Origin of the sequence: Bacillus sp. FSL K6-1338 (genome assembly GCF_038006965.1) — a bacterium.
Lineage (GTDB): Bacteria > Bacillota > Bacilli > Bacillales > Bacillaceae_G > Bacillus_A > Bacillus_A thuringiensis_S.
On the sequence record NZ_JBBOWI010000001.1, the window covers coordinates 2611085 to 2626311 of the forward strand.

Consider the following 15227-nt stretch of genomic DNA (forward strand, 5'->3'; position numbering starts at 1 on the left):
ACCTCCATTTTTCAGATTAATTTGGAATTCTTTTATGATAAGCTATATGTAAAGATTAAACATAAAGGATGATTCGTATGGAAATAAGACCAAAGGTAAGTGAATATAACTCCTATTATGCAACGTATACCAACTTGGTATCAGACGGAAATATCATACATATTCTAGAACAACAAATGAAGGAAACGAATCTTTTATTAAAGGGAATTTCTAATAGTAAGGGACTTTTCCGGTATGCTCCTACTAAATGGAGTATAAAAGAAGTAATCGGTCATATAGCAGATACAGAACGTATTATGGCGTATCGATTGCTATCTATCGCTCGAGGCGGGACAGCAGAACTTCCAGGCTATAATGATGATATGTATGTTCTTAGAGCTGCTTTTGATAAGCAATCTATGCAAGATCTTCTTGAGAATTTAATAGTTGTTCGCCAATCTACCCTGTATTTACTTAGAAGCTTAGATAAAGAAGCCTGGTCACAAAGAGGAAATGCGAATAATTCTGAAGTTACAGTTCGTGCATTAGCATACATCATTGCCGGTCATGAGCTTCATCATCTTCAAATTATAAAAGAACGTTATCTTGGTTCTGATGCATATCCAGCAAGTTAATATTTGAAGAACAAGAGTCCTATTTATGTAGGGCTCTTGTTCAGTATTTATAACGTATTAGCACTTAGAATCATGGCAATTAAATGCATTTATTTATAAAATTCACCACATAATATATATGCTATCCTCTTTTATTCTGTACATAATTTTCTTTAGGTTGATATACTATAAACACAATAGTTCTGGAAAGGTGATGATATTATGTATGAACAACAAAATAATAGAGATAGAGATCAAAAAATGATGTTTTCGATGCAAGGAGTTCCCACAAATAAAATTAACATGAATCAATTACCTAAATGGATTAAAATTTTTGGATATTGCGCGTTTGGTTGGATGATAGTATTTAGTTTAATTATGATTGTAGGTTTAATTCTGCAATAACTATACAGATACATAGATAGGTAAACGGGACGATATTTAGATTATACATCTAGGTAATGTTCCGTTTTTTATGTATGATTATCCCATGATATAGGTAACCAATTATACTAAAAAGAACTTGTAGAATATCCTACAAGTTCTTTTTCAAATATTATTAAAACGGGAACAACAAACTATTTTAACATTCAGTACAGGGAGACCATTTTGATTATGGCTTGATTTTATTATAAAACAAATATAAGCTTTTGAAAGGTCTAGATTTTGAAAATTATGTGAATTGAACAGCTACGATGTTTATATTAGATTTCATTTACAACCAACTTCTTCTTACTTAAATACACTGCACGATCTGATTTTTTAGCAACCTCCTGTGAGTGCGTCACAACAATAATACATTTATTCTCTTTATGTGCAAGTTCTTGAAACAGTTCTATAATATCCATTGCGGTTTGCTCATCAAGGTTTCCTGTTGGCTCATCCGCAATCAATAAATCAACATTACAAGATAGTGCTCGAGCAATTGCTACACGCTGTTGTTGCCCACCGCTTAGTTGCAGGACGTTTCGTTTCGCTTCAGCTTCTGAGAGTCCTACCCTCTCTAATAACTGTAATGCTCTTGCTGTTTTATTTTGCACTTTAACACCTGTAATTTCCATTGCTGTTAAGACATTTTGAAGAGCTGTCATATAGGTTATTAAGTTATAAGATTGGAAAATTACAGATACATTTTGATTACGGTATCGATCCAAACCGATTTTTCTAATATCTTTGCCATTATACAGTACATAACCATTTTTAGGGACATCTAGTCCACAACCTAAGCTTAGAGTTGTGGTTTTACCAGATCCAGATGGTCCTAAAATCGTGTAGAAATGTCCTTTTTGAAAAGAAAAGTTAACATTTTCTAGTATCGCTACATTTTTTCCATTACTTTCATAATAATAATCTAAATTTTTAAACTGTAAAATTGTCTCCATATCGAGCCTCCTCATTCATCTTTTAAAAGAATTTGTTTTGGGTTTAAACGTAGAATAGATAATGCCGGAAGAAGCGTTGCTATTATAGCAATAGCTAGTCCAATTCCACCCATTTTTCCTACATCTTCTCCTGTTACACTTACATCAATTTTATTAATCGGATCTTCTTTTTGATTTTGTAGAGTACCACCAGGTCCAGCCATCATTACAGTACCATGTTGCGAGGTATCTGTTTCTTCGCTTGAAGTAGCAATTTCATTCGAAAGTAAATTATCCCCGATATATTGAGAAACTTTAGCTCCTGTTGTTATGGATAATCCAAATGCTAAAATAGCGACACACACTACTTCTACTACGAATTGCGCCATCAGCTTCCACTTTTTCTCTCCAATGGACAATAGAATTCCCATTTCTTTACGACGCCCTTTAATTGATAGCATTATGATTAATCCTAAAATGATCGCACCTGCAATCGATACAATATAAATAATCATTTGAGAAGTCGAAGAGATATTTTCGATAGGACCAATCATTTGCTTGTACAATGAATCATGCGCATCTAATTTATAATAATTAAAATCAATATTAAATTTTCTTGCTTCTTTTTTAAATGCATCAATATATTGTGGATCATTCAAGAAATACACGACTTGAACACTACTTATACCTTGGTCTACTTCTAATTTTTTCATAGTTGAATGCGGCATATATAGTTTATTAGCTGGATCCATAATAGGAGGAGCCTGTTGACCCATTGCTTGCTCATTTGTTTCGTAAATACCGATAATTTCAACCTCAAGGGTTTCCTTCTTATCCCCTGATTGCACTTTAACTTTGTCTCCTACTTTCAAATTGTTTAATTCCGCTAATCGTTTTTCCATTAAAGCTACATTCTGATCCTTCATTTGCTCTGTTATTGGTTTTCCATCAATGATTTTACTTTTTCCGTTTTTAAAGCTTTCTTGTAATGCAGTCTTGCGAACTCCCTCAATCATAAAAGAAGCGTTCATATCGATTTCTGTACCAGAGCTTGAACCGCCTCGCGCAGCCGCCATTCCCACTTTACCTTTTCCTTCTCCTTCTGAAGCTCCTACTAGTTTAAGCCCATCAGAAATACCGAAAGTGTTAGCTATGTAATTATAATCTTTTACATACTTGGACTTCGCTAATTGATCTGTTTCTTTTGCATCGAGCTGCGGCGGATTTGGCATTTCTCCAGTTTCCTTAGCTTTTTGACCTAATTTGTCGAAATCAAGACCTAAAGTAACATCTGCACCAAGTTTTTTTCTTGCAGCATCCGCTGCTTTTTTTGATGCATTTTGGATTGTGAAACCTGAAAGAACCAAATTTGTAACAATCAGAAAAACTGCCATCAAAATTAATGATGTTCCTATCCTTTTTTTCATACTGAGAATTGCTCGTTTCATAAAATTCATTTTTTCTTACCTCCTTGATAACTTGTATTCTATATAGGTTATCTAGAGTTTATATGGAGCTAATCGGTAGTTTAACTAGAGATATAAGGAGTTTATGTGTAGTTATTTACCTGTTTCAGAAAAGCTAGAACACAAATTCAAAAATGCAGCCGTTTTTGAATATTGATATGGAGTTATTCCGTTTAATAAATTTATTAAAGGTTAAGATTAATTTAATGTATGTAGCACAAAAAATATTTACTGTGTAATTTCTATACAATAAATATAGAGAAACCTATTTGTAAATATTTATATGAGAATGTAAGTTCCTAATAGAAATTACATCTTTTAATAAGAAAAGAAACAATTTAATATTCTTTTATATGGATATGAACATTAACTTACTTCTTAAATTTTAGTATATATTTATAGTTTTATTTTATTGCAAGCTTTATAATATGATATACAAATTTATCACCTACTATTAGGAAAAGAGAATATTTTATAATTAATTTACAACATAAATTTTGTCCATGTTTTAAACAATATGTATCTTGGAGGAGGTTAATTTGATTTTTTCAAAACTCATTGATCGGTACGCCTTGTATGATTTACATAAAAAAAGAAGTGTAGAGTTTCAGTATACTTCCCTTTCTAACACTTCATTAAATATAAAGGACATAGAATCTTTTTATAAAGTAAAACCATCACATATTCATTTTGACATTAAGCATTCAAAGCAGGAAAATGAATACATGGTTGGGCAATTCAACTATAAAAGCTCGGTTCAATCCGGTGATTCACGCAACGATTCTGTAACTGGGGAATTATTCTTACATAAAACTGAAGATGCCCCTCATGTTATCTTTGTTCACGGTTGGAGAATGGATTCTAACGAACGTGTAAAAAAATATTCCATGACCATATGACCAGCCTGAAGTGGAATATGTATTATTTCACTCTACCCTATCATTTTGAAAGAAAACCCGATCAATCCTTATTCAGTGGAGAGTACATGGTAAGTGCAAATATTGAACGAACAGTACAAGCAACTAGACAAGCGGTAGCTGATTTACGGGCTTTGATTAAATGGATTAAAGCAAATAAAAATGGGCCCCTCATTCTAATAGGAATTAGTTTAGGCGGATTTATTACTAACTTAACCTCTCTTGTTGAAGAAGAAATTGATGTGTTAGCATCCATTTTCTATGCAAATCGACTTTCTTATTCTATTTGGAATACAACTCCAGGTAAATTTATTAGAGAAGACTTGGAACATCATGGTGTTACGTATGATGATTTAATAGATTATTGGAAAATCACTGAACCGAGTCAAGCATTGCCAAAAGTAAAAAAAGAAAATATTTTATTAATTTCAGGTAAGCATGATCTATATGTGCATTCTGAGGATACAGACTACTTGTGGGAATCTTGGGAAAGACCTCCACGATATATTTATAAATGTGGGCATGCCGGGATCGTTCTTAAACGTAAAAAAATTGCAACTGATACTATTGATTTTATTCAAAATCGATTGAACTCCCCGCACTTATCCAATGTCATGCCTTAAATCGCGAGATTACTAAGTACAAAATCTTATACTTATATTGTTATATTTTTTACTAGTCACCTTTGTAAATCTTCGCCCCTAGCCTTACACGATTGAAAATGAAATAAAATAAATAACTAAGGAACTAATTTACCATATGGAAAAACATTGCTCAACATTTTCACTAGTAGTCCCTGTATATGCAATATTACATATAAAAATCTTTATGTATTCCGTTATTAATTTAAAAGGAAATTATTCATCCATTAATCTATACCATCCGTATTTGCAGTTAAGGATACCCTAATTACATATGAAAAAGAGAGAAGAACATTGGTTAGTTCTTCTCTCTTTGTTTATTTTTAAGATAACTATCTATAAAATTTTGCTTTTCATAATTCTTCATGAGTCTAGAAAAGAATCTAATCCTTTTTTAGACTCAAAAAGAAATTTTTCTAATGTACATAATTACAACGACATTAAACCACTTTGCTCTTAAATCCAATACTTGTATTATTAATTGCATGAAAGTCCTTCTTGAGAAAGGTTTTAATTTCCGAATATTCTGTTGACCGTTATAACATATCCAATTTACAATTTAATTGTGGTGTTCTTTCACAATTAAACTACTTAGAATATACACTTCATTTATTTGAAAACAATTACAAATAGAGGTGCTAAAATGAAAACTAGAGTAAATCCAGAATTATTACAAGGGTTAGAGATGTTTCCGGATCTCGATTTACGCCCGGAAAACTTGCAATCAATCAGAGAAGGAATAGCTCAAATGAGACCACCTACCGTTGTTGATGACTCTCTTTCTTTAACAGATAAAGTCATTGTTGGGCCTGATGATAATCCGTTACCATTACGAATTTATCGTCCAAAATCAAATCATGAATCTTTACCTGTCTTATTATGGATACATGGTGGTGGTTATATCTTAGGTTCTATAGATGATAACGATGATACTTGTATGAGGTTTGCAAAAGAAGCTGGCTGTGTGGTTGTATCTGTAGACTACCGCTTAGCACCTGAACACCCTTACCCAGCACCAATTGAGGATTGTTATTCAGCTTTAAAATGGATTGCTGATAATGCAAAGTCATTAAACATTGATTCAAATCGTATTGGGGTTGCAGGAGTAAGTGCCGGCGGTGGACTAACAGCAGCATTATCATTATTAGCCCGAGATCGAAAATATCCTTCAATTTGTTTACAAATGCCACTATATCCAATGATTGATGACAGAAATGATACACCTTCAGCGAATGGAATTAAAGAGGGATTTGTTTGGAATCAAAAGGCAAATGAAGCTGGCTGGAAAATGTATTTAGGAGAAATGTATGGAACGGATCAAATCCCTGCCTATGCAGCACCTTCTCGAGCTGAGGATTATAGTGACTTACCGTATACTTACACATTTGTTGGTCAATTAGATCCATTCCGCAGCGAAACATTAACCTATGTAAGCAAACTAGCGCAAGCTGGTGTTGATGTGGAGTTTCATTTATATCCAAATGCCTATCACTGGTTTGAAGGATTAAATCCAAATGCCGATGTATCTATTTATGCTGTGAACGAAATAGTACAAGCAATAAAGACTGGTTTCAAACGAGTATCCAAGGTTGAGGCTTAATCCCATTACAAGATAAATACTTATAAATAGTATATATGTTATCATTTAAACATAATAGCCGATTCTAAATGAGAATCGGCTATTAATATGTAAAATCCGTCTAATATATCAAGGTTGAGAAACAGATATAAGATGTTTAGGCGATGTGTTTATTTCCTCTGCCAATGCTTTTATGTTCATCATGATTTGAAGTATTTCTTCTTTTGTTGTCCTTGGGTTGATAGAGCAAAGTCGAATTACTACTTTTTCTTTTAATTTAGTAGTACTTAGCATAGCAAATCCTCTTTGATTAATTTCTTCCACCAATTTTTTGTTTATTTCATGAATTGTATCTGTAGATGTTAGCTCACATGGAATATAACGAAAAGTAACAATTCCTAATTGGGCGGGTGTTACTACTTCCCAATCTTTTTCTTTCCTTAAAAACTCTTCAACTTGTTCAGCTAGCATAATGCCATGATCAATTGCCTCACGAAAAGCTGTAACTCCGAATGCTTTAAAAGAAAGCCATACCTTTAATGCTCTAAATCTACGAGAAAGTTCAATTCCACGCTCCCCAAAATTCACTTTTTCTTCTATATTAGTTTCTGTATCCTTAATATACTCTGGGATCATACGGAATGTTTCACTTAAATATTGGCTATTTCGAATGAGTACACAACCAACATCATAAGGCTGAAAAAGCCATTTGTGCGGGTCTAACGTTAAAGAATCGGCACGATGAATTCCACTTAATAACTCCCTTCCTTTTTCACTGAGAATTGCTGCAGCCCCATAAGCTCCATCCACGTGTAGCCATATATCTTCATCATTACAAAGATCAGCCAATTCGTTGAGGGAATCAACCGCTCCGCAATTCGTTGTCCCTGCATTAGCAATAACACAGAATGGTTTTTTCCCTTTTAGTCGATCTTCTTTTATTTGCTTTCTTAAAGTACTAACTGAAATTTTTAAATCTTCATCTGTCTCAATTCGGCAAATTTGATGCTGTTTAAAACCTAATACTTTAAGTGCTCGATCTACAGAAAAATGAGTTTGGTTAGAAAAATAAACAATCGCATTTTCTATGTCATTATTCAGCTTGACCTGTCTCGCTACAGTAAGTGCAGTCAAATTAGCCATGGAACCGCCACTGACAAATAGGCCCTCAGCTGAATCAGGGAATCCTAGCATTGATTTTAACCAGTTAATTGTCGTTAATTCAATTTGTTCAGCACCTGCACCTACTATCCAAGCTGTAGGAAATACATTAAACCCACTTGCTAAAAAATCTGCTAATACACCAACATAATTGTTAGGACCTGGCACAAAAGCCATAAAATGAGGATGATCCACATGAGTAATTTGATTAAACACATTGTTATTAAGAAAATGAAGTAATTCTTTTGGATTAGATCCGTTTTCCGGAATCGTTTCAATTAGCTTGTCTCTAAAAATATTACTATCAATCGTTTCTGAAACTGGTTTACTTTTTAAATGATTCATATGATCAACAATCAAGTCAACCGCTTGATATCCTAACTGACGCATCTCTTCGGCTGATAGCTGCAAGTTTTTTGTCATTTGATTTACCCCTATTCTATTTAAAAAGGCGAGTCCTTGCTCGCCTTTTCATTTTTTATAATTTGTAATCATCGATTGTCTGTATTGGATTTTGAAGAATCATGTTGATTAAGCAATGGATGTGATTTAATATTTCCTGTATTTTCTTCGCTTCATATAAAGTTTGATCATATCCAAACTTTATTGTAAGTTTTTCTTCAGGGAAGCACATAATTCCATACTTTACATGTGGCTCATCAACAACTTCGTAATCCGTGATGGCAAAATGTCTGTTTTCATTTGAAGAAAAGATTGCTGGATTAGTTGGATAGTTTTCAAAAACCCAAAGATGGTCAGTCAACTCAGTTTTTAATTCACTTTGCTTTTGTATATCAACAAATGAATAGTATGCATACTCATTACATTTTAATGTTTCTAGTTGAACTTTTTGCAGGAAGTCCACAAAAGACTGCGTTTCTGTCCATGCTAATCGGATAGGCAAAACATTTGTGAACAGACCGAACATACTTTCAATTCCTTCTACTTCGGGAGGTCTGACTGATACGAGATTAGGCAATACTACTTCTCTCGTTCCGTTGAATTTGCCAAGTAATATTCCCCATACAGCTAGTAGTGCTGTATTCATAGTTATATTGTTTTTAGTTACAAATGTCTGTAACTGATTAGTCAAATCCTTGTCTAATGTTAAATCCATAAAAGTGAAGTTTAACCCTTCACTTTTAGATGGGACTTTCTTTTTAGGAATACTAATTTTCTGATTGTATCCTGATAAATAATCCCTCCAAAAATGACGTGCTTTCTCATGATCTTGTACCAAAGTCCAGTCTATGAATGTTTCAAAAGGTTTTACTATAGGTAACCCCGCCGTAGTTCCCGCATTTGTTGTTTCATAGAGCTGGAATAATTCGTCTATCAAAATGCTGACGCTCCAACCATCACATAATAGATGATGGGAACTCCAAATTACCTTATGCTCGTTATTACCTAGTTGGAATATACAGAGACGTGTCATAAGTTCATCATTTTTAAATCCTCGACTTAAATTTTCATTCATCCACTGTTTTAGGAATTCTTGCTGTTCTTGTTTCGTCATCTCAATCAAGTTTTTTATTTCTGAATTTATTTGAACATCATATAGAACAGCTTGCCAAGGTTTTGCTTGTTCATCTTGCACAATTATTGTTCTTAAAGAATCATGACGATCAACTAATTGTTGGAAACACTGAATAAAGAGTTTAATATCCAACTCCCCCTCAAGTGCCCAAATTGTTTGTTCAAAATATGCATTTGTATCAGGTTCATTCGTAGCATGTTCATAAATAACTTCTTGGAAAGGTGCTAACGGGTAAATACGTTCTATTTTTATATCCGGCATTTTTTCTTGTATTTTGGTAAGTGTTTGTTGATTAAGTTGTTTATCTTTAATATTTAGTAATGTAGCTTTATTATCGTTCATTATGTTTACATCATTTGTTTGTGAACTTGAAAAATGGTCTAGCTTTTTAACAAATTGAACCATGTCCCTTAATATAGGAAATGAAAATAGATTTTTTGGTTCAAGCTCAAATCCTTGTCGATACAATCTGACGGACACTTGAATCGCTTTTATCGAATCTCCACCTAAGGCGAAGAAATGATCATTTACTCCAACTTGATCTATTTTGAGTACTTCTTGCCAAATACTAGTTAATATTTTTTCCATTTCAGTTTTTGGAGCAATAAATACTTCATTTGTTTGTTTCTCGGGAGTAGGGAGCGCTTTTCTATCTAATTTACCGTTCGGAGTCAAGGGTAATTGATCCAAATAAACAAAATAAGAAGGAATCATGTAATCTGGCAAGTGATCTCGCAAATGCTTTCGTAGTTCTGTTGTACTAATATTTTGCTCAGTTACCACATATGCAACTAAAAATTTTATTCCGTTCTCATCTGTTTGATCAATTACGAAGGCATGTTCGACTTGTTTATAAGTTAGAAGACAATGAGCGATTTCTTCTAACTCTACTCGATACCCTTGAATTTTTACTTGGTAATCTTGGCGGCCTAAAAATTCAATATATCCCTCAGAATGCATTTTTCCACAATCTCCTGTTTTGTATATAAGACCAAAATCAGGATGTGACACAAACGCTTCATTTGTTTTCTTTTCATCATTTAAATATCCTTTAGCAAGGCCCACTCCCCCGATATATAAATCTCCAATTACACCAACAGGGCACATTTTCTTTTCATAGTTCAACACATAATACGTTTGGTTTGCCAAGGGCATCCCGTATGGAATACTATTCCAATGTGATTCCACCTGTTTGACCGGATAATAAATTGACCAAATCGATGCTTCTGTTGCCCCTCCTAGTGAAACTACTTCTGCAATCGGAAAATGTCGTTTTATTTTTTCTGGTAAAGAAAGCGGAATCCAATCTCCACTATGTAAAACTAAACGTAAAGAAGAATGTTCAAAATGAGAACCTACTTGATCCAATGCCAAATCCATGATTGCAGGCACTGTATTCCAAATTGTAATCCCTCTACGTTCGACAGTGCGGATTAATTCTTGCATGTCTCTCGGATCACGAATCATTACTAACATTGCACCTGTGCTTAAAGCTCCGAAAATATCGTATACAGATAGGTCAAAACACATGGAAGAGATACTAATAATACGATCATCTTCATTTACCTCATATTTTTGATTTATGTCTTGAATCGTATTTGTAACCGCTTGATGAGTAATAATTACTCCTTTTGGTTTTCCTGTACTTCCTGAAGTGTATATAATATAGGCAATATCTTCTGGACCAGCAATAGCGGGCATGTCTTCTGTTGTATAAAATGACAAATCATTTTCTTCATAAAGACTAGGTTCTAATAAAAGCTTGCATGAGCTATTTTTTAAAATATATGTTTGGCGATCTAAAGGATGATCGGGATCAATCGGAACATAAGCAGCACCTGCTTTTAAAATACCTAGCATATTAACAATTGTGTCAACTCGTCTTTTGGCTAAAAGACCCACTTTGTCACCAAGACCAATGCCCTGCTCTTTTAAGAAGTGGGCAATTTGATTGGAGCGTTTATGAAGTTCCGAGTATGTTAACCATTTTTGCTCAAATACCACCGCTACTTCATTCGGTGTACGTTTTACTTGGTCTGTAAATAATTGATACAGAGTAGTTGAAGGTATTTTTTCTGTTGTTTCATTATATTGTTCAATTAAAGTTTGATCGGACTCTTTCATCTGCAAAGATGTTATATCGCTTTGTTTCACCAATTGTTCCAATAAGTCAACAAATTGGGAAAACATTGCTTCTATCACATCAATATCAAACAACTCTTCAACATAATTCCAGCTAATTAATAACTCACCATTTTTTTCAATTACTACATTATCCAAATACACTTGTGGAGTCCGAGCATGAATATAGCGAAGAGAACCAAGTTGTTCCCAAGAGAAAGCACCTGCACCTGCTAACATCGAGGTGAAAACGATTGGCATAACTGCTTTTGGTGTCATTTGATGATATCGAGTAAAATCTCGAATAAAGTTAACTCCATCGTAATGACGATGTTCAAGGCCATCTAATAAAGTAGATTGCGTTTCTTTTACTCTAGTAAAGAAAGTTTGCTCTGGTTTTACATCAACATCCAATAAAATAAGCGATGTGAAATCTCCAACAATCTGTTCTACTTCATCATGAACAGGATAACGGTTAAATACAGTCAAGTTAATTGCTAATCGACGTTGATTACTCCAATATGCCAACACATCACCATATATTGTACAAAGTAGAGCGGAAGGAGTTACCTCTTTCTCTTGTGCTAACTTTCTTAGCTTTGTCCATTTTTTATTATCCAGGATTTTTGTAAGTGATTGGAATTTAGGAGTAGCAATCTCTGCTGGATCCTTTTTTAACAGCAAAGAAGGTGCAAACGGAAAGTCAGGAAGCTTACTTGTCCAATAATCTTTTGCTGTTTTATATTCTTCGCTTTGTTCCATTTCATCATAGATAAACATATAATCTTGAAAATCAAAAGATAAAGATTCTAATTTTTGATTTGGTTTATAATAATAATGCAACAAATCCTGTCCAACAATGTTCATGCTTGCTCCGTCCATTAACAAAGCATCGTATCGAAAACATAATAAATACGTGTCTTCTTTTAAAAGAAAAGCTTTCAATTCAAACAAAGGCCATTGCCCCAAAGGGAATACATGGTTAGTCATTCGAGAACGCTCTTCTTGTAAGCGAGCATGTTGATTCCTATCATCTAAATCTATGAGACTCACTATTTCAATCTGGTAATCAGGAACGCTTTGTAATATTTGCTGTTTTCCCTCTGGTAAAATTACAGCTCGCAACATTGGATGACGATGGATTACCTTTTGAAAACTTTTTGAAAGACGATTGATATCCAATGTTGTTTCATATTCAAAATATGTTTGAGGTGAAATACCACTTAATTCAAACTGTGAATTCCTTCCTAACATATACGCTGTCTGAACTTCTGTTAAGGAAAATGGATTAGATAAATCTTTAACATGAGTTGGTCTACTTTCAAAGTTTTCCTCTTTATGCTCTAACTTTACACAAGAACTCAGTTGAGCGATTGTAGGGTGCTTAAAAAAATCTGTTGTACTTATTTTTAAGCAGTCTTTTCTTAGTAAATTAATTACTTGAAGTGCTTTAATGGATTCTCCTTTTAATGCAAAAAAATTATCATGAATACCGATTCCCTCAATCTCCATAACTTTTTCCCATGCACACACTAATTTTTGTTCAATTTCATTGCGCGGGGCAACGTATGGGATTGATACATAATCCGTTTGTGTTATATCCAATAACCTTTTTCTATCCACTTTTCCATTTGGATTCAATGGAATCTCTTCTACCTGAATCATTTTTTCAGGAATCATAAACTCAGGTAATTTATCACTTAAATATTTTCTGATCTCACCAAAAGACACCTTGTTATCCGATACATAGTAGGCAGCTAATAATTTCCTATTTCCATACACTTGATCAACAACGATAGCCTGGTTTATTTCTGGATATTCCCTTAATTGAGTTTCGATTTCTCTTAATTCAATCCGATACCCCCGAATTTTCACTTGATGATCCATTCGACCTAAATACTCAAGCTCTCCATTAGGCAACCAACGAACGAGATCACCTGTATGATACATCATTTCTCCTGCCGTAAAAGGACTCGGTACAAATTTTTCATCTGTCAGTTTACTTTTACCAAGATACCCTCGTGCTACCGCTACTCCAGCAATGCAGAGTTCACCGGGAATTCCAAATGGTTTTAATTGGCCATACTTATTCAATATATAGGAATGATAATTCGGATTTGGTTTGCCGATCGTAACTTCTTTGGAAGTGCTCAAGTCTTTTACTGTTGCGCAAATGGTTGTTTCTGTGGGACCATAAATATTTAAAATTGTTGCTTCACTGATACAACGAATTTTTTCAACCAAATCAATGGAAAATGCTTCTCCTGCTAATAAAATAGATTTTAAATCTTTTAGAAAATTTGCCCCTTCTGGATCACTCAAAATCACTTCCATTCGCGATGGCGTTGATTCCCATAAATCCACCTTATGTTTTTTGACCAAATGAGCCAATTCTTTTGTTGCAAACTGTTCCTCTGTAGCAATTACTACTTTTGAACCTTGCGTTAAAGGAAGACATATTTCTAACAAGGAAATATCAAAAGATACACTAGCAAGAAACAAGAATGATTGATTAGCTTTTACTTTTTCTCTCATTACATTTAAAAAATGAACTAGCGATTTTTGTTCTATCATTACCCCTTTTGGATTTCCTGTCGATCCTGATGTGTAAATAACATAAGCCAAATCATTAGGATTATGTTCTCGTACTAAATTACTTTCTTCACCTTGGGAAAGATATTCTTTATCAAGATACAGTACTTCACCCGCAAATTGCGGCAATACTTCCTCTGTTCGCTTACTAAGTAAATATTTTGCTTGACTATCTTGTAACATATATTCAATTCGTTCAGTTGGGTAGTTAGGGTCGATTGGTAAATACGCTGCTCCTGCTTTTAAAATCCCCATCATACCAATAATCATTTCTAATGACCGATCTACCATAACGCCAATAATACTTTCTTTTGAAACACCTTTACTTTGAAGAATAGAAGCCAATTGATTCGCTTTCTTATTCAATTCTCTATATGTCAAAGATTGATCATTACAAACAACAGCAATTTGATCTGGAGTTTTTAATACTTGCGCTTCAAACAAATCTTGAAATGATTGAAACAAGTCTATGCCCGTTTGAAAAGTATTCAATCCTTCTAACAACTCTTTTTTTTCTTCTGCAATAATACAAATATCTTTCAATGCCAAATTCGGATTTTGTGAAACTTGCTTTAAAACATAACAATACGAATTGGCAAACTGTTGCAAAGAAGAGAATGAACGGGACTTACAAGAAATTTGAAATTCAAATTCATTATGTATTTCATTCCATTTTCTTCGTATCCATAGGACTAAATTATTCTCTGCGTATTCTTCTAGCGAATTTTCATTATGTAATCCTTCCATCCCGATTACAATTTGAAAAGGAGTTAAATTGTGTTTAACTAATAATTCAGAGAGCGGATACTCCTGATTTTCATACCCGAATAAAGTCGTTTGTTCAATCTCATTTACTAATTGTTTAAAGGTGTGATGCGGATGGATTTCACTTCCTAAAGGAATCAACTTATTAAGATTCTCACTTTGTTCAAGATTCTTTTCAATTATAGGAATACCAATAGTAATTCTTTCTTGATCTGTATAATGTGCCAAACAAACCCTTAAAGCGGCTTGAAACCAGCTAAATAATAATAAATCTTGAGACTTACTTATTTTTTGTATACTTTTACTAAATTCTACATTCACTATGACTTGAACGTACTCACAAGGTGTTTCTTTATTTAGTTGGTAATCGCTATTAAATTTAAATACAGAAAAATCGAGAATCTCGGAAGATAATTGCTCCTTCCAAAACGCTTCTACTTCTTTATTTTCATGAATTGAACTTCGATCTTTAATGTGCATTTTTACCTTTATCC

Annotated in this window: 7 protein-coding genes and 1 pseudogene; 4 read left to right on the plus strand and 4 right to left on the minus strand. The window is 33.6% G+C overall.

The window, feature by feature from the left end:
* Nucleotides 1-77 precede the first annotated feature (77 nt).
* Complete coding sequence (locus tag NZ044_RS13425; RefSeq protein WP_098506139.1) at nucleotides 78-614, plus strand: DinB family protein; 537 nt, start codon at nucleotides 78-80, stop codon at nucleotides 612-614.
* A 201-nt stretch (nucleotides 615-815) separates the two neighbouring features.
* A complete protein-coding gene (locus NZ044_RS13430) occupies nucleotides 816-998 on the plus strand; it encodes a hypothetical protein (protein WP_000273237.1) in 183 nt (60 codons plus the stop codon).
* 299 nt (nucleotides 999-1297) lie between these two features.
* On the opposite strand, the gene NZ044_RS13435 is transcribed toward NZ044_RS13430, so the two are convergent.
* Entirely contained in the window at nucleotides 1298-1975 is a 678-nt protein-coding gene (locus NZ044_RS13435; RefSeq protein WP_000447865.1) for an ABC transporter ATP-binding protein, read from the minus strand.
* Between the two features lie 11 nt (nucleotides 1976-1986).
* Nucleotides 1987-3411, minus strand: a complete 1425-nt coding sequence (locus NZ044_RS13440) for an ABC transporter permease (protein ID WP_001010216.1) — start codon at nucleotides 3409-3411, stop codon at nucleotides 1987-1989.
* Between the two features lie 548 nt (nucleotides 3412-3959).
* Between NZ044_RS13440 and NZ044_RS13445 the strand changes: the two are divergent.
* Nucleotides 3960-4960: pseudogene (locus NZ044_RS13445) on the plus strand (alpha/beta hydrolase).
* 661 nt (nucleotides 4961-5621) lie between these two features.
* Nucleotides 5622-6578, plus strand: coding sequence for an alpha/beta hydrolase (locus NZ044_RS13450; RefSeq protein WP_340949789.1), 957 nt, complete (start codon nucleotides 5622-5624; stop codon nucleotides 6576-6578).
* A 108-nt stretch (nucleotides 6579-6686) separates the two neighbouring features.
* On the opposite strand, the gene NZ044_RS13455 is transcribed toward NZ044_RS13450, so the two are convergent.
* Nucleotides 6687-8141: a pyridoxal phosphate-dependent decarboxylase family protein gene (locus NZ044_RS13455; RefSeq protein WP_000164810.1), complete on the minus strand. Its 1455-nt coding sequence runs from the start codon at nucleotides 8139-8141 to the stop codon at nucleotides 6687-6689.
* A 55-nt stretch (nucleotides 8142-8196) separates the two neighbouring features.
* The gene (locus NZ044_RS13460; protein WP_118961768.1) at nucleotides 8197-15213 is read right to left on the minus strand and encodes a non-ribosomal peptide synthetase; all 7017 of its coding nucleotides are present in this window, start codon (nucleotides 15211-15213) and stop codon (nucleotides 8197-8199) included.
* Nucleotides 15214-15227: the final 14 nt, after the last annotated feature.

Excerpts from the sequence above, each read along its gene's own strand:
- NZ044_RS13460 (WP_118961768.1), bottom strand. The coding sequence starts at position 15,213 with ATGCACATTAAAGATCGAAGTTCAATTCATGAAAATAAAGAAGTAGAA.
- NZ044_RS13435 (WP_000447865.1), bottom strand. The coding sequence starts at position 1,975 with ATGGAGACAATTTTACAGTTTAAAAATTTAGATTATTATTATGAAAGT.
- NZ044_RS13450 (WP_340949789.1), top strand. The coding sequence starts at position 5,622 with ATGAAAACTAGAGTAAATCCAGAATTATTACAAGGGTTAGAGATGTTT.
- NZ044_RS13455 (WP_000164810.1), bottom strand. The coding sequence starts at position 8,141 with ATGACAAAAAACTTGCAGCTATCAGCCGAAGAGATGCGTCAGTTAGGA.
- NZ044_RS13425 (WP_098506139.1), top strand. The coding sequence starts at position 78 with ATGGAAATAAGACCAAAGGTAAGTGAATATAACTCCTATTATGCAACG.
- NZ044_RS13440 (WP_001010216.1), bottom strand. The coding sequence starts at position 3,411 with ATGAATTTTATGAAACGAGCAATTCTCAGTATGAAAAAAAGGATAGGA.
- NZ044_RS13430 (WP_000273237.1), top strand. The coding sequence starts at position 816 with ATGTATGAACAACAAAATAATAGAGATAGAGATCAAAAAATGATGTTT.